This window comes from Vibrio sp. Y29_XK_CS5 (genome assembly GCF_024181835.1).
Taxonomy (GTDB): Bacteria; Pseudomonadota; Gammaproteobacteria; order Enterobacterales; family Vibrionaceae; genus Vibrio; species Vibrio harveyi.
The window spans coordinates 18049-37362 of record NZ_JAMZAM010000011.1 but is presented as its reverse complement, the minus strand read 5'-3'; the positions used below and the strand labels follow the sequence as shown (position 1 = coordinate 37362).

Genomic DNA, 19314 nt, shown 5'->3' with positions numbered 1-19314 from the left:
TTTGATATTGAGTAATGATGAAAATGAGACAAGGATTAACACTGACACCAAGGAAGCTAACAGGGCTCTTCTCTTTATGGTTGTTTCTACTTTTAGCCCCTTTAGTCGCAGCGGAAGAAGTAAAGTCTAACTCGCTTAAGAGCATCGACTTCCGTACTAATAAAGATAAAGACGCGGTTATCGTCGTAGAGCTTGCATCGCCAGCTGCTATTGTTGATATCAAGCGTGTGCAAGAAGGTTTAAGTATCGACTTGCTCAATACGTCAGTTAAAGACGATCAGCTTTATCTACTTGATGTAAAAGACTTCTCTACAGTGGTAGAGAGTGTTGAGGTTTTCCGCGATACCTCTACGACGCGTTTGGTCGCTTACATTGATGAAGATTATACCCATGACTATCGCCTCACAGGGCGTTATCTAGAGGTGAAGGTTGGTAAGCTCAAAGCCAACGAAAAAGCACCAGACAAAAGTATTCTGGAAAAAGAAGGCAAGTTGATTTCGATTAACTTCCAAGATATTCCGGTGCGAAATGTGCTGCAGCTTATTGCTGATTACAACCAGTTTAACCTTGTGGTTTCAGACTCAGTTGAAGGGAACCTGACCTTGCGTTTGGACGGTGTACCTTGGCAACAAGTGCTGGATATCATCCTTCAAGTCAAAGGCTTGGATAAGCGTGTAGATGGTAACGTTATTTTGGTTGCTCCGAAGGATGAGCTCGATCTGCGCGAGAAGCAACAACTAGAAAAACAAAAGCTTGAACAAGAAATGGGTGAACTTTCTTCTGAAATTATCAAAGTGAATTTTGCGAAAGCATCGGATATTGCAGAGATGATTAACGGTGAAGGTAACATTAGTATGCTTTCTGATCGTGGCAGCATGACGATTGATGAGCGTACTAACTCATTATTGATCCGTGAGTTGCCGGAGAATATTCAAGTAATTCGTGAAATCATTGAATCATTAGATATCCCAGTAAAACAAGTTCAGATTGAAGCACGTATCGTGACTATCAATGAAGGTAACATGGATGAACTTGGCGTTCGCTGGGGCTTCACATCGATTAATGGTAGTCATACGGTTGGTGGATCGATCGAGAACAACCTTGCAACTATTGGTCTCTACGATGGCGGCGGTGGCGACGGCGATGGTGAAGACGGTGGCGGCAGTGTTGGTATTGATGACTTCCTGAACGTTAACCTTGCTGCAACCAGCCCTAATGCAACCAGTATTGCTTTCCAAGTTGCAAAACTAGGGTCTGATACTTTGTTGGATTTGGAGTTGTCTGCGTTGCAACAAGAATCAAAAGCAGAAATCATTTCTAGTCCGCGTTTAATTACTACCAATAAGAAGCCAGCTTATATTGAACAAGGTACTGAAATTCCTTACCTAGAATCCTCTTCCAGCGGTGCGACATCCGTAACGTTCAAAAAAGCGGTGCTGAGCTTAAAAGTGACACCGCAGATCACGCCTGATAACCGTTTGGTACTGGATTTGAGTGTTACGCAAGATAGACCGGGTCAAGTGGTAAAAACTGGTACCGGTGAGGCAGTTGCGATTGATACTCAGCGTATTGGCACTCAAGTATTGGTGAATAATGGTGAGACGGTTGTGCTTGGTGGTATTTTCCAACACAGCATTACAAACTCCGTCGATAAGGTACCTTTATTAGGTGATTTACCGCTGTTAGGGGCACTTTTCCGCCGAAGTTACGAAAATGTCGGTAAAAGTGAGTTGCTGATTTTTGTGACGCCTAAAGTGGTGATTCAGTAAGACTCAGCGAGTAAAAAATCGATTAGATCAAAAATAAAGTTGCATTAGTGGCACCATGCTTGGATAATTTCGGGTCTTATCACGAATTATCTGTGAGGAATTGGTGCCACAAGCCTTGTAGAACAGCAGTTTGGCTGTGTGTTTCTTGTGGCGATCTTATTGAATTAACGTTGTAAATTATCGCTAAATATGGCTGAGAAACGTAATATTTTCCTTGTTGGCCCAATGGGTGCCGGCAAAAGTACAATTGGTAGACATCTAGCACAGCAACTGCATATGGAGTTCGTAGACTCTGATACAGTGATCGAAGAACGCACTGGTGCAGACATTGCTTGGGTTTTTGATGTAGAAGGCGAAGAAGGCTTCCGTAAGCGCGAAGAAGCGGTACTTGAAGACCTAACTCAAGAGCAAGGCATCGTGCTAGCAACCGGCGGTGGTTCTGTTAAGAGCAAAGAAAACCGTAACCGTCTTTCAGCACGTGGTGTTGTTGTTTACCTAGAAACAACTATTGAAAAGCAACTTGCGCGTACAAACCGCGACAAGAAGCGTCCTCTACTTCAAACTGAAAACCCTCGTGAAGTGTTGGAAAGTTTGGCAGGCGAACGTAACCCTCTATACGAAGAAGTAGCGGATTACACAGTTCGTACTGACGATCAGAGTGCAAAAGTGGTAGCCAACCAGATCGTAAAAATGCTAGAAGAGAGGTAAGCATTTATCTTTTTCAAATTGGAGCACACCGATGGAACGGATTACGGTCAATCTAGCAGAGCGTAGCTACCCAATCTCAATTGGCGCCGGGTTATTTGAAGACCCGGCGTACCTTTCTCAAATTCTTTCAAGCAAAAACGCAAACCAGAAAGTGGTTGTGATCAGTAATGTTACGGTCGCGCCTCTGTATGCGGATAAAATTCTTAGCCAACTAAAACAGCTCGGTTGTGATGCATCCCTGCTTGAATTGCCAGATGGCGAACAATACAAAAGCTTAGACGTATTTAATCAAGTCATGAACTTCCTGCTAGAGGGAAGTTATGCTCGTGACGTGGTGATTATTGCGTTAGGTGGTGGTGTTATTGGCGACTTGGTAGGTTTTGCTTCGGCGTGTTACCAACGTGGTGTTGATTTCATTCAAATCCCAACCACATTATTGTCTCAAGTGGATTCATCAGTAGGTGGTAAAACCGCAGTTAACCATCCGCTGGGCAAAAACATGATTGGTGCCTTCTACCAACCTAAAGCCGTTATCATCGATACCAACTGCCTATCGACACTGCCAGAACGCGAGTTTGCAGCGGGTATTGCAGAAGTGATCAAATACGGCATCATTTACGATCCTGCTTTTTTCGATTGGCTAGAAGAGAATCTAGAACGATTGTATGCACTTGACGAAGAGGCGCTAACTTACGCTATTGCACGTTGTTGTGAAATCAAAGCGGAAGTGGTTGCTCAAGATGAGAAAGAGTCGGGCATTCGAGCGCTGTTGAACCTGGGTCATACCTTTGGTCATGCCATTGAAGCTGAACTTGGCTATGGTAACTGGCTACACGGTGAAGCGGTATCTTCGGGTACGATTATGGCGGCGAAAACATCTCATTTGCGTGGATTAATTTCGCAAGAGCAGCTTGATCGCATCATTTCCATTATGCGCCGAGCAAAACTGCCAGTGCATACGCCAGATAGCATGACTTTTGATGACTTTATGACGCACATGATGCGCGACAAAAAAGTATTGTCTGGTCAATTACGCTTAGTTTTACCTACGGGTATTGGTAGTGCCGAAGTCATTGCTGATACGCCGCAAGACATAATCAAACAAGCTATCGACTTCGGTCGAGACATTTAACCTTGTAATGGCGCCTTGGGGCGTCATTCTTGTAGTTTATTAAGGTTATTTAGATGAGTTTCGCTCACGTTCTTGAATTGGATTCACAAACCGAGTTATTAGACCGATTAGGCTTATTAACTAACTTTGCGTCTAATCTGATCGCTGTTAATGGTCAAGCCGGGTACGGAAAATCTTGGTTGGCACAGCGATACCTTGAGCTCGGTGCCAGTAACAAAAATCAATGTTTGTTACTTTGTCATTCAAATCAAGATGATGTGCAGCATCGCATGCTTATCTTGAGTCAGATCGTCTCGGATGCATTGTTCAATCAGCAAGATACTTTGCTCGATAGCTTGGAGAGAATCTTAGGTGATGACACGTGCGATATTGCCATCGTGGTCGATGATGCGCATTTGTTGAGTGAAAACCTAGTTTCAGAGTTATGGATGCTAGTGCTTGCAGCGCAAGCCAATCCAAATTGGAAAATCAACGTCTTACTGTTCACGCAAACTGGGCGTTTAGAGTCAGTATTGTCGCGTATTAGCTACGGACAAGAGTACAAGCCAGTTGAACTCGATATTGATATGCTGTCAGAAGTTGAAGCTCGTCGCTTTTTTGAGTCGCTAGTGATTCGATATGTCGATGATGACTCTGAAAAACGCGTTCGAGATGCATTCAAGAAAGTTGACCCGGTACCGGGTGACATCATGGCTTTAGGAGAGATGAAAGTGGAAAAAAGGATCATTATCCGCTCAATTGTCGGTTCGCCCCTTAACATTGCACTCGTTGTGCTGGTATTACTTTTGTTGGCGGCTGGTGGATATTGGTGGATGTATAATCAACCAAGCCCTGATGATAAAGCGCAGCAAATCACTGGAGTCATTGAGCAAACTGCCATTCCAACTCTAAACGAGCCAGAGGCTCAAATCAGTCGTGCAGATTCATCGATGGATGATGACTCAGAGCCTTCGGATGATACTAACCTGACAGACGCTACGGATGATTCAGATGCTCTTCCTCCAGCGGTAACGAGTGAAGTAGCGAGTGTCGGCAGCGAAGATAAGCAGCAACGCGTTGTGATTGAGTCGGATGTCGTTGACGCACTTCTAGAAGGCAAGCCTGAAGCAGCCGATACCACTAACATTGAAACGGTTGTCGAAGAATCGATCCCTCAAGCGAAAAGCGCATCAAATTCCTCATTGATCAATGTGGTTCAAACCGGTCAGCAGCCTGAAGCAGAGAAAGCGACGTCTGGAAAACCGATAGTGAAGTTCTCTTTTGCTCGAGAAGAGCTGAAAGCACTATCGCCTCGTGCTTACACTTTACAGTTGGGGGCAATGACGGCGATGGAGGATGTACAAGCGTTCCTTGATAAGTACGACTTAAATGGTCAGGTGAGAATTTATCCAACCGTTCGTAGCGGAACAGAGTGGTACATTATCACTTACCAAGATTACCCTACGATTCAGCTGGCGCGAGACGCTGTTGAAAGCTTGCCAGATGCACTTAAATCGGTGAGTCCATGGGCAAAATCACTGGGTCAAGTACATCGAGAAATTGATCGCGTGAAATAATCCTGAGCTTCGTTGAAAAATATGTTACATTCCGCAGCCTTAATTTTTGGTCGATAGATAGAGCAGTAGATGAAAAAGCAACGAGCCTTTCTTAAGTGGGCAGGAGGCAAATACGGTCTGGTTGAAGACATCCAACGTCATTTACCACCGGCTCGAAAGCTAGTTGAACCTTTTGTTGGTGCTGGCTCGGTTTTTCTAAATACCGACTATGACCACTATCTACTGGCGGATATTAACCCCGACCTGATTAATCTCTATAACTTACTAAAAGAGCGTCCTGAAGAGTACATCTCAGAAGCGAAGCGCTGGTTTGTTGCAGAGAACAATCGCAAAGAAGCGTACTTGAATATTCGCGCCGAGTTTAATAAAACGGATGACGTGATGTACCGCTCGTTGGCGTTCCTATACATGAACCGCTTTGGCTTTAATGGCTTATGTCGTTATAACAAAAAAGGCGGCTTTAATGTCCCGTTTGGTTCTTACAAAAAGCCTTATTTCCCAGAAGCGGAGCTAGAATTCTTTGCTGAAAAAGCAAAGAAAGCGACGTTCGTATGTGAAGGTTACCCAGAAACGTTCAGTCGAGCGCGTAAAGGCAGCGTGGTTTATTGCGATCCACCGTACGCACCGTTGTCGAACACGGCGAACTTTACCTCTTATGCTGGCAACGGCTTTACGCTGGATGATCAAGCTGCATTGGCTGATATTGCAGAGAAAGCCGCAACTGAACGTGGTATCCCTGTTCTGATCTCAAACCATGACACGACATTAACGCGTCGCCTTTATCATGGTGCGGAGCTTAATGTCGTAAAAGTGAAGCGAACCATCAGTCGTAATGGCAGTGGCCGTAATAAAGTTGACGAGTTGCTGGCGCTATTTCGTGCACCTGACGCGGACAAATCTGACTCTTAATTCTCACACTATTGCATTGAAATAGTGGATCTCCCCACTGGCTTCGGTAGAATTGCGCGCAAATTGTTTGCTGTTTGCTCGCCACTACTGAGGTCAGGTATGAAAGATTTTCTAATTGCTCCATCCATTTTATCGGCTGATTTTGCTCGTCTCGGTGAAGACGTAGAGAAAGTTCTCGCAGCGGGTGCGGATGTGGTGCACTTCGACGTTATGGATAACCACTATGTACCAAACCTGACTTTTGGTGCTCCAGTGTGTAAAGCGCTACGTGATTACGGCATCACAGCTCCAATTGATGTACACCTAATGGTGAAGCCAGTCGATCGCATCATTCCTGATTTCGCGAAAGCAGGTGCATCAATGATTACTTTCCACGTTGAGGCATCTGAGCACGTAGACCGTACGCTTCAACTAATCAAAGAGCACGGCTGTAAAGCTGGCGTGGTTCTAAACCCTGCAACCCCACTTGCTCACCTTGAGTTCATTATGGATAAAGTTGACTTGATCCTACTGATGTCAGTTAACCCAGGTTTTGGTGGTCAATCATTCATTCCTCACACATTAGATAAACTGCGCGCAGTGCGTAAGATGATTGATGAATCTGGTCGTGATATTCGCCTAGAAATCGATGGTGGTGTGAAGGTGGACAACATTCGTGAAATCGCAGAAGCGGGTGCAGATATGTTTGTTGCTGGCTCTGCGATTTTCAGTGAGCCAGATTACAAGCAAGTGATCGATAAAATGCGCGCTGAGCTTGCAGAAGCAAAATAAGCGCGGATAAACACGTTCTTAAACTAGCGCGTTAACGCTATGATTTGAAAGGCTGCCACCGTACCGGCAGCCTTTGTTGTTTCTAGCGCGAACCGAGAAAAAATATCCATCGCGGTGTGCAAATAATCACTTGCCTATTTTGCGTCCTTTCTGTACTATTCGTGCTCCTTAAAACTCAGTCAATTTTCTTTAGTTCCTTGCTTCCTCTGGACGACTGAGCCATTTGTGGAAGCTGAATAATCCGTAAGGAGCAACCAATGCGTCATTACGAAATCGTATTCATGGTGCACCCAGATCAAAGCGAGCAAGTTGCTGGCATGATCGAGCGTTACACTGGTTCAATCACTGAAGCTGGCGGTAAAATCCACCGTCTAGAAGACTGGGGTCGTCGTCAACTGGCTTACCCAATCAACAAGCTTCACAAAGCTCACTACGTTCTAATGAACGTTGAAGCTGACCAAGCTGTAATCGATGAGCTAGAAACTGCTTTCCGTTTCAACGATGCAGTTCTACGTAACATGATCATGCGTACTAAAGCGGCTATCACTGAGCAATCTATCATGCTTAAGCAGAAAGAAGAGCGTGCTCCTCGTCGCGAAGAGCGTGCTGAAGCTAAGCCAGAAGCAGCTGCTGAGTAATTTTTCTTTTGACCATCCGGATGGTGCTACTTGGCTTCATTGCCAAATTGCCCATTCGTAATTAAGCCTATTGATAATAAGACACTGTTGGTTTCGGATAGAGTTTTACTCTGCAGATTTAGACAGGTAGTCGTCACTGGGCTTAGGTCACAAGTATTCACTCAGATTTAGTACAAGGCAGTAGCATTAAGATAAGTGAGCTTATCACTTGTCACTCCAATCGAAAGATTTAGGAAGTTAGTGTTATCGCCGACAACATTACTCAAATTTAAGATCAGGAGATAGCCCATGGCTCGTTTCTTCCGTCGTCGTAAATTCTGCCGTTTCACTGCAGAAGGCGTACAAGAGATTGATTACAAAGACGTAGCAACTCTTAAAAACTACATCACTGAAGCTGGTAAAATCGTTCCTAGCCGTATCACTGGTACAAGCGCTAAATACCAACGTCAACTAGCTCGCGCTATCAAGCGTTCACGCTACCTAGCTCTACTACCGTACACTGATAAGCATCAGTAATCGGTCGTTTTATTAAGAAAGAGGATTAAGCAATGCAAGTTATTCTACTTGATAAAATCGGTAACCTAGGTGGTCTTGGCGACACAGTAAACGTTAAATCTGGCTACGCACGTAACTTCCTTATCCCTCAAGGTAAAGCAGTTATGGCGACTAAAGGCAACGTTGAAATGTTCGAAGCTCGTCGCGCTGAACTAGAAGCTAAAGTTGCTGAGCAACTAGCTGCTGCTGAAGCACGTGCTGAGAAAGTTAACGCTCTAGAAGCAGTTGTTCTTGCTTCTAAAGCTGGTGACGAAGGCAAACTATTCGGTTCTATCGGTACTCGTGACATCGCTGAAGCTATCACAGCTGCAGGCGTTGAAGTTGCTAAGAGCGAAGTTCGCCTTCCTGAAGGTGCTCTACGTAACACTGGTGAGTTCGAGATCAGCGTTCAACTTCACTCTGAAGTTTTCGCTACAATCAACCTACAAGTTGTTGCTGCTGAGTAATTCAGTACCAAGCGAAATAGTAAAAAGCACCTCCTCGGAGGTGCTTTTTTTATGTCTGAATATGATGAAAAGCGGGAGTTAGAAGGCAAACAAAAGGTTGACGGAAAATACACTATCCGCCTTGCTCAAGCCCTCTGGCACTTTATCGTGATATTGGCGAGAGTGCGCTAATTTAAGAGCAATGTCTTCGGTAATGTCATTGGTAACACTAAGATCACTGTCGACACGCGTGTTACTTCTACCACTCACTAACGTGATATCTGCAGAAAGGCTCAAGTTATCAAGTGCATGCCACGTGGTATTGATGTTACCACGCAAGATCCCTTCTTGAACGATATCTGGAAAGACGATGTCATCATCATCAATCTCATCTAAATTTGGCTCTTGGTAGCGAAAACCAGGACCAATTTCTGCCTCAAGGGTGAAGTTTTCAGTATAAGCGAACTGGTAACCCAGACCGCCAGAAAGAGTGTAGTCTTTAAAGTAAGCACTGTAGCGTGAATCAACCCCTTTAAAACTGCCATACAAGTATGTCTTTGGACCTAACTTGTAGTCGGTTTGTGCGCTATAGGTCGAAGAGCGCTTGTCTTCTTCGCCATCTTTGTAAAGGTTGTAGTACTTCCATTCGCCATTAGAACGGTGGCGACCAGAAGTGTATTCAGCACTCAGACGAGCATTCAGGGAACGAGAGTCCGTGTTACCTGTGTGAGCTTGATAGCCGAACTCGACCTCAGTTTTTAGAGGATCGGGCACTTCAATTTCTTGCTCTGGCTTTACTGATTCTTCAGCGTACGATGCTCCCGTGCAAAGTAAGCTAAAGCCAAGTAACCAGTATCGGGACACAAAAACCTCGAACGTAAATAAAAAGGAGGGGCATGATACTGATACAGATGTTTTATTGGGTCAATGATAGGTTAATTTTTATTAGACCTAAGCGGTAGAACCTTGTTAGACACCTTTATGAAGGCGTTAAACTTTACAAACAATATGCTTCAGTACGGATTGATGAGATTCTATCGTAATCGAACAAATTCGCACTATAAAAAGCCACTTTTTAGTTCTTCACTTGTGGAATTCTTAACAAGTAATTGTCTCATGAGGGAAGCATCTTAGCTAAGTTTAAGGTTATAATCTTGGGTCATTAGTAGTTATCGAGCAAAGTCATGGCGGAAAACAGAAATCGCAAACCTTCAGACAGTCAGGTCGAAGCACTCAAGGTGCCACCTCACTCGCTAGAAGCTGAGCAATCAGTAATTGGCGGTCTATTACTAGACAATGAACGTTGGGACACCGTAGCCGAACGTGTTGTAAGTAGTGATTTCTATAGTCGTCCCCATCGCCTGATTTTTGAAGGGGTTAAAACCATTCTTGAAGATGGTAAGCCTCTCGACTTGATCACGTTATCTGAACACCTAGAGCGTCACGAACAATTGGAAGACGTGGGTGGTTTTGCCTACCTTGCTGATCTTGCCAAAAACACCCCAAGTGCGGCGAACATTAACGCGTATGCTGATATTGTCGCGGAGCGCGCGATTGTACGCGGTTTGATTGGTGTCGCGAACGAAATCGCTGATGCTGGTTACGATCCTCAAGGTCGAAGCTCAGAAGACTTAATTGATATGGCGGAGAGTAAAGTTTTCGCCATTGCAGAATCACGCACTAGCGAGAATGAAGGTCCACAAAACGTGGATAACATTCTGGAGAAAACACTAGAGCGAATTGAGATTCTGTATAAAACCCCGCAAGACGGTGTGACGGGGGTAACGACCGGCTTTAATGACCTCAACAAGAAAACGGCAGGTCTACAAGGTTCGGATTTGGTTATCGTGGCGGCGCGTCCATCGATGGGTAAAACTACCTTTGCGATGAACTTGTGTGAAAACGCGGCGATGAGCCAAGACAAACCTGTACTTATCTTCTCGTTAGAGATGCCTGCTGAACAGCTGATGATGCGTATGTTGGCGTCCTTATCTCGTGTTGACCAAACGAAGATTCGTACTGGTCAGCTAGATGATGAAGATTGGGCGCGAATTTCTTCTACCATGGGCATTCTTATGGACAAGAAGAACATGTACATTGATGACAGTTCGGGTCTAACGCCAACCGAAGTGCGATCTCGTGCTCGTCGTATCGCTCGTGAGCATGGTGGTTTGTCCATGATCATGGTCGACTACCTTCAGCTAATGCGTGTGCCTGCTCTTTCGGATAACCGTACCTTGGAAATCGCGGAAATCTCGCGCTCACTTAAAGCGTTGGCGAAAGAGTTGAATGTGCCTGTCGTTGCGCTATCACAGCTAAACCGTTCCCTAGAGCAACGCGCAGATAAACGTCCGGTTAACTCAGACTTGCGTGAATCGGGCTCTATCGAGCAGGATGCCGACTTGATCATGTTCATTTACCGTGACGAGGTTTACCATCCTGACAGCCCATACAAAGGCACGGCAGAAATCATTATTGGTAAGCAACGTAACGGTCCTATCGGTTCGGTTCGCTTAACATTCCAAGGTCAGCACTCGCGCTTTGATAACTACGCGGGTCCAGCATTTGATATTGATGATGAGTAATGCAATGAGCTACATGAAAGCCGCGATGGCACGCATTGACTTGTCAGCACTGCAGCACAACTTACAGCGAGTAAAAGAACAAGCACCAGACAGCAAAGTGATGGCAGTGGTGAAGGCGAATGGCTACGGTCATGGTCTTCGTCATGTAGCTAAACACGCTACTCATGCGGATGCTTTTGGTGTTGCTCGTATCGAAGAAGCCCTTCAGTTACGCGCTTGTGGCGTAGTAAAGCCGATTCTTTTACTTGAAGGTTTTTATTCGCCAGGTGATTTGCCTGTATTGGTGACGAACAACATTCAAACGGTCGTTCACTGTGAAGAGCAATTGACGGCGTTGGAGCAAGCAGAGCTTGAAACGCCAGTTGTCGTTTGGCTCAAAATCGATAGTGGCATGCACCGACTTGGTGTGCGTCCAGAACAGTACGATGAATTCATCACACGCCTTAAAGAGTGTCCAAACGTGGCGAAACCGCTACGTTACATGAGTCATTTTGGCTGTGCCGATGAGCTAGGTAATAGTATTACGACAGAGCAGATCGACTTATTTATGTCGCTTACCGCAGGCTGTCAAGGAGAGCGCTCTTTAGCGGCATCGGCAGGTCTGCTTGCATGGCCGCAGAGTCAACTTGATTGGGTTCGTCCTGGAATCATCATGTACGGCGTGTCTCCATTTGATGATAAAACGGCACAAGACATGGGCTATAAACCTGTCATGACACTGAAATCGCACTTAATCGCGGTACGTGAAGTGAAGAAAGGTGAAAGTGTCGGCTATGGCGGCATGTGGACCAGTGAGCGAGATACTAAAGTCGGTGTCATTGCTGTTGGGTACGGAGATGGTTATCCACGAACAGCACCGAATGGTACGCCAGTTCTTGTTAACGGACGCAAAGTACCAATTGCAGGTCGCGTTTCTATGGATATGCTGACGGTCGATTTAGGTCCAGACGCGACTGATAAAGTAAGCGACGAAGCTATTTTGTGGGGTATGGATTTACCAGTAGAAGAAGTGGCGAGTCACATCGGCACTATCGCTTATGAATTGGTGACTAAACTGACTTCTCGCGTCGAAATGGAATATTCGAAGTAACCCATGAAGAAAAGATTATTCTCAGTGCTGGCATTCTCTGCCAGCCTTTTTTTATCCCCGCAGATAGTCGCGAAAGAGAAAGACTCAGCATTTGTTCCGTTCTATTTCAGTACGGATACCATGGGTAGCACGATCGGTTTAGCTGGTGTGGCAAAAGGTGTTGGTCAACCTCAAGCTGCATTGTTTGGTATGGGGCTGTATTCTGAGAAAGATAGCTATGTCGGTTTTCTTTCTGCCTTCAACTACGCTTTGTCATCAAATCTTTTGTTTAGCACGCAAATGTATCAAGCGCGCTTTAACGACAACCCATATTACCTAGACAATCAAGGTTCAAACAACTCTTCAACGGAAGACAAAACGATAACCAATGGGGATGAAGAGAACTATAAACTCGAGTTCAAGTATTTGCTTCCTTGGGGTAACGTTCGTGAACATGGGTTACTTGGTGCATTCCAACCTATTCGCGATGTAAGTTTTGCTTCTCCGGTCGATTCTGGTGTTAGCTCAATTATCTTCACGCCGTTTTATTCTTCTCGTGAATTAGACATCTACAACGATAAGAAAGAAGAAGCGACAGGGTTTAGCCTGACATTTGACTGGGACAACCGCGACAGTGTGCGTAATACCACGCGAGGCTCCCATACCTCGTTTGATTTAACCACAGGAGCAGACAGCTTACAGTCGGAAGACTTATGGCTAAAGTGGGAGTTCCAAAACAGTCAGTACTATTCCCTAGGTCCGTTAGGTGATTGGTTTGATCAGCAAGTTCTGGCATTCGATTTCTATACTGCAGATACACCGACATGGAATCAGTGCGATGGCGCAGTATGTAGTCGTCCTCCAGAGCAGGAGCAAGTTCGCTTGGGTGGCTTGTATCGCTTGCGTGGTTATACGGCGGGTCGTTACCATGGACGCAGCGCGATTCACTATTCTGCGGAATACCGCGTATTGCCAGACTGGCAGCCGCTTGATGATATTCCTCTGATCAACTATTACGACTTACCTTGGTGGCAATGGGTAGCGTTTGTTGAAGTGGGGCGAGTCGCGGACGATTATGACCTCAAGACATTGCATGAAGACATGAAATGGAACGTCGGTGGCGCAGTACGCTTCCAAGTGGAAGGGATTGTTGTTCGTGCCGAGATGGCAAAAGGTGCCGATGAAGGTACTTTCCGAGTCATGATAAACCAACCGTTCTAACTCGATATAAAACAAAGGCTAACCCTGAGGTTAGCCTTTGTTGTCTCTAAGCTATTCGCCGTTGATGGTGGCGATAATGCGTCGGCTGCCACCGTAGTCTCGATGCTCGCCTAAGTAAATGCCCTGCCATGTTCCCAACGCTAATTGACCGCTTTGAATAGGAATTGTCACACTGCTGCCAAGTAAAGACGCTTTTATATGAGCTGGCATGTCATCATCACCTTCATAAGTGTGTTGGTAGTAAGGGGCGCGCTCAGGCACAAACTTATTGAAGTGGGCTTCCATATCCATGCGTACTGTTGGGTCGGCATTTTCATTTAAAGTCAAACTGGCAGACGTATGCTGAATGAATAAATGTAACAAACCTACTGAAAGCGATTGGATTTGTGGTAATTGTTGTTCAATTTCATCAGTGACCAGATGAAAGCCTCGGCTACGTGCTTTTAATTGCAGAGTTTTTTGTGCCCACATATGCGTTCCTTTGGAAAAATTTGGTTTGGCGTCTATCCTAATCCAATTAGAGCCTGTCATTAGTAAATGATATGATTCCCAACGTCATAAATGAATTGTTTAAATTCGAAACAGGGAACGTGACCTAACTCAATGTGAGTGTAAGGGCACTCAGTCATAATTGGCGACTGAAAAAAAATTACAAAGACTTGTTTTGTGGCAATTCGCCCAAACATCTCATTTATATTCTATTTGCTAAATCGGGGATTCCGCAGTTTTCGCTAGACTGTAAGGAATGGAACCTACTGTAACATCGGGATAAAGACCATGTTGAAAAATATCAATCCAACGCAAACACAAGCTTGGAAAGCGCTAACTGCGCATTTCGAATCTGCACAAGATATGGATCTGAAAGAGCTATTTGCTCAAGACGCTGCGCGTTTCGACAAATACTCAGCACGCTTCGGCTCAGATATCCTAGTCGATTACTCAAAGAACCTAATCAACGAGGAAACTCTGAAGCACCTGTTCGCTCTTGCTAACGAGACTGAGCTTAAGTCAGCAATTGAAGCGATGTTCAGTGGTGAAGCGATCAACAAAACAGAAGATCGCGCTGTTCTTCACACTGCACTGCGTAACCGCTCGAACAAACCTGTAATGGTTGGCGGCGAAGACGTAATGCCAGCGGTAAACGCGGTTCTAGAAAAAATTAAATCCTTCACTGAGCGTGTAATCGGCGGTGAGTGGAAAGGTTACACAGGTAAAGCAATCACAGATATCGTAAACATCGGTATCGGCGGCTCAGACCTTGGTCCTTACATGGCGACAGAAGCATTGGCACCATACAAAAACCACCTGAACCTACACTTCGTTTCTAACGTTGATGGTACTCACATCGTTGAGACTTTGAAGAAAGTAGACCCAGAGACAACACTATTCTTGATCGCGTCTAAGACGTTCACGACTCAAGAAACCATGACAAACGCGCACTCTGCTCGTGATTGGTTCCTAGAAACTGCTGGCGATCAAGCACACGTTGCTAAGCACTTCGCAGCGCTTTCTACTAACGCTCCTGCAGTATCTGAGTTTGGTATCGACACCGACAACATGTTTGAGTTCTGGGACTGGGTTGGTGGTCGTTACTCACTATGGTCAGCAATCGGTCTTTCAATTGCATTGTCTGTAGGTTACGACAACTTTATCGAGCTTCTAGACGGTGCTCACGAGATGGATAACCATTTCGTATCGACAGATCTAGAAAGCAACATCCCTGTGATTCTTGCTCTGATCGGTATTTGGTACAACAACTTCCACGGCGCTGAGTCTGAAGCAATCCTACCTTACGATCAGTACATGCACCGTTTCGCGGCGTACTTCCAGCAAGGTAACATGGAATCTAACGGTAAGTACGTTGACCGTGAAGGTAACGCAGTGACTTACCAAACTGGTCCTATCATCTGGGGTGAACCAGGAACTAACGGTCAGCACGCGTTCTACCAGCTGATTCACCAAGGCACTAAGCTGATCCCATGTGACTTCATTGCACCAGCAATCAGCCACAACCCAGCAAGCGATCACCACCAAAAACTGATGTCTAACTTCTTTGCACAAACAGAAGCATTGGCATTTGGTAAGTCAGCAGAAACAGTAAAAGCAGAATTTGCGAAAGCAGGTAAGAGCGAAGAAGAAATGGCGTCTCTAGTACCGTTCAAAGTATTTGAAGGTAACCGCCCAACGAACTCTATCCTAGTTAAGCAAATCACACCTCGCACGCTAGGTAACCTGATCGCAATGTACGAGCACAAAATCTTCGTTCAAGGCGTTATCTGGAACATCTTCAGCTTCGACCAATGGGGTGTTGAGCTAGGCAAACAACTAGCGAACCAAATCCTACCTGAGCTAGCTGATGAGTCTGAAATCAACTCACACGATAGCTCGACAAACGGTCTAATCAATGCATTTAAAGCGTTTAAAGCTTAATGTTTGAATAGAAAAAGAAAAGGTCAGCAAATGCTGACCTTTTTTATTGCCTGGGGCAGAAACAAAATAGGTTGGTACGGACCAACCTATTTTTTCTCTATTATTCGAAACAAATCTCGATGAAGGCATTTCCCCACTGTGAAGAGAAAGGCATGATGATGATTGAGCCTTCACACTTGTGGCGAATGGTGTGACCTCGACCAGATACTACAACTGGTGTTGCCATATCAAAGTCAAATCCACTTTCCGCTAGAATGCGTTTCGCACCGCCTGTCACCATATTAGTGATCTCACCAACCATATCCGTCACTTCTTCGTTCAGTCCATTTGGACGTTCACCAAGCATGTTCTGCATGATTTCCAGTGCTAACGCTTCATCAAAGGTAATCGACATTGAGCCACGAGTTTGTGGGCCAACCATACCGATAAGACCAGAAACGTCACCTCGTGCGATCTCATCTTTCTTGATTCGCGGTTTTTGTGGCTTCAGTTCAAGCGAAGCCATAGTTTTTAGAACATTCATTAAAGAAGCTAAAAACGGGTTTACAAATTCAGCGCGCATAACGTTCTTCTATCTTTCTTATTTCGTCTCCGAGGAACATGCCTGGCATTCGCCATGGGTTTCGATAACTTGATTCGTCAGTTTGAATCCATGTTTCTCGGCGTTATTGGCTAATAAGGATATCAGCGTCTCGTCTTCAAGTTCAACGACATCGCCACATTTATCGCAAATTAGCAGTTGGAAAAAGTGCTGTTGAGTGTTGAACGAACAGCAAGTGATAAAGCTGTTGTTAGATTCCACTCGATGAATAAAGCCTTGTTCTAGAAGAAAATCTAATGCTCGGTATACCGTCGGTGGTTTCGCTTGTGGTTCACTCTCTTTCAGTTGCTCCAATAGCTCATACGCACTAGAGGCGCGGCGATTAGAACAAATGAGCTCAAAAACGCGTCGGCGTTGCGGCGTCAACCTTACTCCGCGCTCAGCGCAGATATGTTCAATTTGTTCAAGGATTGTTGGGTCCAAATCTTTCACCATAACTATCGGACGTGCTTTATGATAAACCATTTCTATACGAAGTTCGTTTAGAAAGGCTTCATTTTACCTACTATCAGAACGAAAATCATGAATTAAAGCAAGCCAGTGTATATCAGAGAGAGTAACCGATATCACAGAACGAGATCCCAATGCCGAAATATGTCTATTGGTAAGTAAGCTCACAACACTCGCATCCACTGCACAGTGGGTATACAATACCCGACTTCATTTTTTGAGCGCACCGTCGCGCTCTATCTTGGCAACGTAAAAACGGGTGTTTATATCATGACTCATTCTTGCAGGCTCTCTGTAGCACCAATGTTGGATTGTACTGATTGATATTAACTTTCAACGAGTTATAGATGTTGAGGGGAACTATAGGGAACTTTGTCAAAAGTTCTATATAGCTCTCAAAATAGACGAAATCTACTGAAATAGCTTTAGATTTTTAGTTCTTCCAATTGCTTTCAATCACTTACAGTTTGCTTTGTTTGTGAGTGAAGTTGTATAATTGATACACAAGCAAAGGTGCTTGTTCTCTTTTTCTAGAGAGGTGGCTTTATTTTAAAGTTGCTATTGTGCCCTAATAACAAGAGGGTACAACGGTCAGGTGCTGCAAGCAGCACTCGTGATGATAGCAAATAGGGCTCTAGGAAATTCTAGCGCGAATATTGCCAAATAACCTCCACGACAAGTCGGGGTATATATCATGAATGACAACAAAAAATTTATCAGAGAATTGGTTGAGCTAGGTAATGGTGTTCAAGGACACCGTGTCACTGGCGCAACAAAAGCTGAAACCAAGAAAAACATAAGAAGAGTTTTTGCTAATGCAAGGCAACGTTCAGAAGCGAGAAATCTCATGGGCTGAAATCCATGAGTTGTTTGTTGATATCAGCGATGAATTTGGTTACACCGCTGAAAAATACGAAGACGAACTTACAGAGTTGGTCACCAAGTGGGAAGAGCAGGGTTTTGTCGAAATCTACGAAAACGCCGAAGATAGGGTGTATGGTAGAGCGAAAGACTCGTCGTTAGCATACGGTGCAAGTCCCTACTATATTGGTTTGTTCCACGTCAGGGTCGTTGATGGTGATAATGACCCGTTAGCTGTATTGGTTTTCGATGACAGAGAAGATGAAAATGGCAACCCTGTAAAAGTCGCTTCACTTCGATTTATGTTAGATCATGAAGATATGTTTGGGTCATTGGATAATGGCGAGAAATCTGATAGAGAATTCATGCGCGCTTTGAGAAAGCGCATTGATGACTTTGTGCAGCAAGGCAATCAATAATTTTTAAGGGAGCTGGTTAGGCTCCCTTTTAGTTTACATTCTTTGCCCTGACCAAACTACTTCGCCAATAATCTCAAAATCGGCACCTTCAATATCTTTCTTTCCAAGTTCCCAAGCTTCATAAGAGCTATTGTCGCTAACTACCTTGATACCGTTTGGTAAAAATTGAAGTCTTTTCACCATTAATCGGTTGTCATATCTGAAGACATAAATCCCATCGGTAGAGAAACCATCAACACGATTAACCATGACGATACTTTGGTTCTTGAGTGTTGGAGCCATGCTATCCCCACGAACGGGCATTAAAAAGATATTGTTGGGGTTGAAGCCAAGCTCTTGTCTTATGAATCGTTCGCTAAAGACCATTGCACTTGATTCTTCTTCTTTCTCAACTAGCGTTCCATGTCCAGCGCTTACCTCCACATCATAGAACTTGAGTTCTAAATATCCTTTAGGAGCTACAGAGCCTGTTTTTGAGATCTCTTCGGCTTTTAGAAAAATATCTTCTGGAATTTTTTCTCTACTTTTCCATGACTGAATAGTCTTCGGTGAAATGCCTAAAACTTTAGCTAAATCAACGTTTTTAGCTGTCCTTGTTAGTTTCTTAAGTTCTTCAATTTGAGTCTCTACATGCTTCATAAGTGCCGCCTAGTGTCTGCAAAGGTATTGCGATCTGATTTTTGATCCGCAATAATGCTTCGCGTTGAGTTTGAAGGTTATTTGAAGTCGTTCGTGGCGACTTGAATAGCTCCAAGTGTACTACATGGAGGCTACATGAATACAAATTTTGCACTATTGGCTCGCTTCGAAAGTCCTACGGTAGAGCTAAAACAAGTTTGCCAAGAATTCTTTGGCATCACTCCTAAAACGGCAGAGCAGCGGGCAAAAGCTTGCGACTTTCCCATTCCCACCTTCAAGTTGCGTGACTCTGAGCGCAGCCCAACTTTTGTTTTGGTTAGTGACTTAGCCAATCACATCGACCGTCAATATGAGCAAGCCAAAAATGAATGGCAATCAGTGAACGATTAAGGAGCTGTTATGAACACACCAATTCACTCAATCAACATTGATTTTTCTCACTCTAGTGAAGCGAAAGCATTGCTTGAAGTTATCGATGCGCGTTTTGCTCCTATCCCTAATGTTGAGCCCTATCTTGATAGTGTCTGTGAGCAACTCAAAGAGGCAATTGAACTGTTAGAAAGTTTGGAGGTGTAG

The 19314-nt window shown here is 44.6% G+C and carries 22 protein-coding genes; 17 read left to right on the top strand and 5 right to left on the bottom strand.

Annotation, left to right across the window (positions count from 1 at the left end; translation table 11 throughout):
* Positions 1–17: 17 nt before the first annotated feature.
* From NL647_RS25390 to rplI, 9 genes are all read left to right on the top strand, one after another.
* Entirely contained in the window at positions 18–1769 is a 1752-nt protein-coding gene (locus tag NL647_RS25390) for a type IV pilus secretin PilQ (protein ID WP_005451505.1), read from the top strand.
* 189 nt (positions 1770–1958) lie between these two features.
* Entirely contained in the window at positions 1959–2477 is a 519-nt protein-coding gene (gene aroK, locus NL647_RS25385) for a shikimate kinase AroK (protein ID WP_005451507.1), read from the top strand.
* A gap of 31 nt (positions 2478–2508) precedes the next feature.
* Positions 2509–3609 (top strand): 3-dehydroquinate synthase, encoded by a 1101-nt coding sequence (gene aroB / locus NL647_RS25380; protein WP_009697563.1) that lies wholly within the window; start codon positions 2509–2511, stop codon positions 3607–3609.
* Positions 3610–3662: 53 nt separating this feature from the next.
* Complete coding sequence (locus NL647_RS25375; protein WP_253650794.1) at positions 3663–5165, top strand: AAA family ATPase; 1503 nt, start codon at positions 3663–3665, stop codon at positions 5163–5165.
* 69 nt (positions 5166–5234) lie between these two features.
* Positions 5235–6074: a Dam family site-specific DNA-(adenine-N6)-methyltransferase gene (locus NL647_RS25370; RefSeq protein ID WP_005451513.1), complete on the top strand. Its 840-nt coding sequence runs from the start codon at positions 5235–5237 to the stop codon at positions 6072–6074.
* A 99-nt stretch (positions 6075–6173) separates the two neighbouring features.
* Positions 6174–6845: a ribulose-phosphate 3-epimerase gene (rpe, locus tag NL647_RS25365; protein WP_005451514.1), complete on the top strand. Its 672-nt coding sequence runs from the start codon at positions 6174–6176 to the stop codon at positions 6843–6845.
* Between the two features lie 257 nt (positions 6846–7102).
* On the top strand, positions 7103–7483 hold the full coding sequence (rpsF, locus tag NL647_RS25360; protein ID WP_005451516.1) for a 30S ribosomal protein S6: 381 nt from the start codon (positions 7103–7105) through the stop codon (positions 7481–7483).
* 288 nt (positions 7484–7771) lie between these two features.
* Entirely contained in the window at positions 7772–7999 is a 228-nt protein-coding gene (rpsR, locus tag NL647_RS25355; RefSeq protein WP_000090472.1) for a 30S ribosomal protein S18, read from the top strand.
* A gap of 32 nt (positions 8000–8031) precedes the next feature.
* The gene (gene rplI / locus NL647_RS25350; RefSeq protein WP_005451518.1) at positions 8032–8484 is read left to right on the top strand and encodes a 50S ribosomal protein L9; all 453 of its coding nucleotides are present in this window, start codon (positions 8032–8034) and stop codon (positions 8482–8484) included.
* A gap of 78 nt (positions 8485–8562) precedes the next feature.
* Here the strand turns inward: rplI and NL647_RS25345 are convergent, their stop codons facing one another.
* Positions 8563–9327 (bottom strand): DUF481 domain-containing protein, encoded by a 765-nt coding sequence (locus tag NL647_RS25345; protein WP_009697565.1) that lies wholly within the window; start codon positions 9325–9327, stop codon positions 8563–8565.
* Between the two features lie 320 nt (positions 9328–9647).
* Here NL647_RS25345 and NL647_RS25340 point away from each other — a divergent pair, with 320 nt between their 5' ends.
* The 3 genes from NL647_RS25340 to NL647_RS25330 are packed head-to-tail and all read left to right on the top strand — an operon-like array spanning position 9648 to position 13338.
* The gene (locus NL647_RS25340; protein ID WP_005451521.1) at positions 9648–11048 is read left to right on the top strand and encodes a replicative DNA helicase; all 1401 of its coding nucleotides are present in this window, start codon (positions 9648–9650) and stop codon (positions 11046–11048) included.
* Positions 11049–11061: 13 nt separating this feature from the next.
* Positions 11062–12138, top strand: coding sequence for an alanine racemase (gene alr / locus NL647_RS25335; protein ID WP_253650799.1), 1077 nt, complete (start codon positions 11062–11064; stop codon positions 12136–12138).
* Positions 12139–12141: 3 nt separating this feature from the next.
* Entirely contained in the window at positions 12142–13338 is a 1197-nt protein-coding gene (locus NL647_RS25330; RefSeq protein WP_005451523.1) for a BamA/TamA family outer membrane protein, read from the top strand.
* A 51-nt stretch (positions 13339–13389) separates the two neighbouring features.
* Here NL647_RS25330 and NL647_RS25325 read toward each other — a convergent pair whose 3' ends face one another.
* The gene (locus NL647_RS25325) at positions 13390–13809 is read right to left on the bottom strand and encodes a secondary thiamine-phosphate synthase enzyme YjbQ (RefSeq protein ID WP_005451524.1); all 420 of its coding nucleotides are present in this window, start codon (positions 13807–13809) and stop codon (positions 13390–13392) included.
* 306 nt (positions 13810–14115) lie between these two features.
* On the opposite strand from NL647_RS25325, the gene pgi reads away from it, so the two are divergent.
* Entirely contained in the window at positions 14116–15768 is a 1653-nt protein-coding gene (pgi, locus tag NL647_RS25320; RefSeq protein WP_253650793.1) for a glucose-6-phosphate isomerase, read from the top strand.
* A 100-nt stretch (positions 15769–15868) separates the two neighbouring features.
* On the opposite strand, the gene NL647_RS25315 is transcribed toward pgi, so the two are convergent.
* Positions 15869–16330 (bottom strand): chemotaxis protein CheX, encoded by a 462-nt coding sequence (locus NL647_RS25315; protein WP_005381269.1) that lies wholly within the window; start codon positions 16328–16330, stop codon positions 15869–15871.
* Between the two features lie 18 nt (positions 16331–16348).
* Complete coding sequence (zur, locus tag NL647_RS25310; protein WP_009697566.1) at positions 16349–16804, bottom strand: zinc uptake transcriptional repressor Zur; 456 nt, start codon at positions 16802–16804, stop codon at positions 16349–16351.
* Positions 16805–17513: 709 nt separating this feature from the next.
* Here zur and NL647_RS25305 point away from each other — a divergent pair.
* Both NL647_RS25305 and NL647_RS25300 read left to right on the top strand, forming a co-directional pair.
* On the top strand, positions 17514–17675 hold the full coding sequence (locus tag NL647_RS25305) for a hypothetical protein (RefSeq protein WP_253650792.1): 162 nt from the start codon (positions 17514–17516) through the stop codon (positions 17673–17675).
* The gene (locus NL647_RS25300; protein WP_253650791.1) at positions 17635–18099 is read left to right on the top strand and encodes a hypothetical protein; all 465 of its coding nucleotides are present in this window, start codon (positions 17635–17637) and stop codon (positions 18097–18099) included. Before NL647_RS25305 ends, NL647_RS25300 begins: the two co-directional genes overlap by 41 nt.
* 33 nt (positions 18100–18132) lie before the next feature.
* Here the strand turns inward: NL647_RS25300 and NL647_RS25295 are convergent, their stop codons facing one another.
* Positions 18133–18738, bottom strand: coding sequence for a S24 family peptidase (locus NL647_RS25295; protein WP_253650790.1), 606 nt, complete (start codon positions 18736–18738; stop codon positions 18133–18135).
* 135 nt (positions 18739–18873) lie between these two features.
* On the opposite strand from NL647_RS25295, the gene NL647_RS25290 reads away from it, so the two are divergent.
* Complete coding sequence (locus NL647_RS25290; RefSeq protein ID WP_253650789.1) at positions 18874–19128, top strand: pyocin activator PrtN family protein; 255 nt, start codon at positions 18874–18876, stop codon at positions 19126–19128.
* 9 nt (positions 19129–19137) lie between these two features.
* The gene (locus NL647_RS25285; RefSeq protein WP_253650788.1) at positions 19138–19314 is read left to right on the top strand and encodes a hypothetical protein; all 177 of its coding nucleotides are present in this window, start codon (positions 19138–19140) and stop codon (positions 19312–19314) included.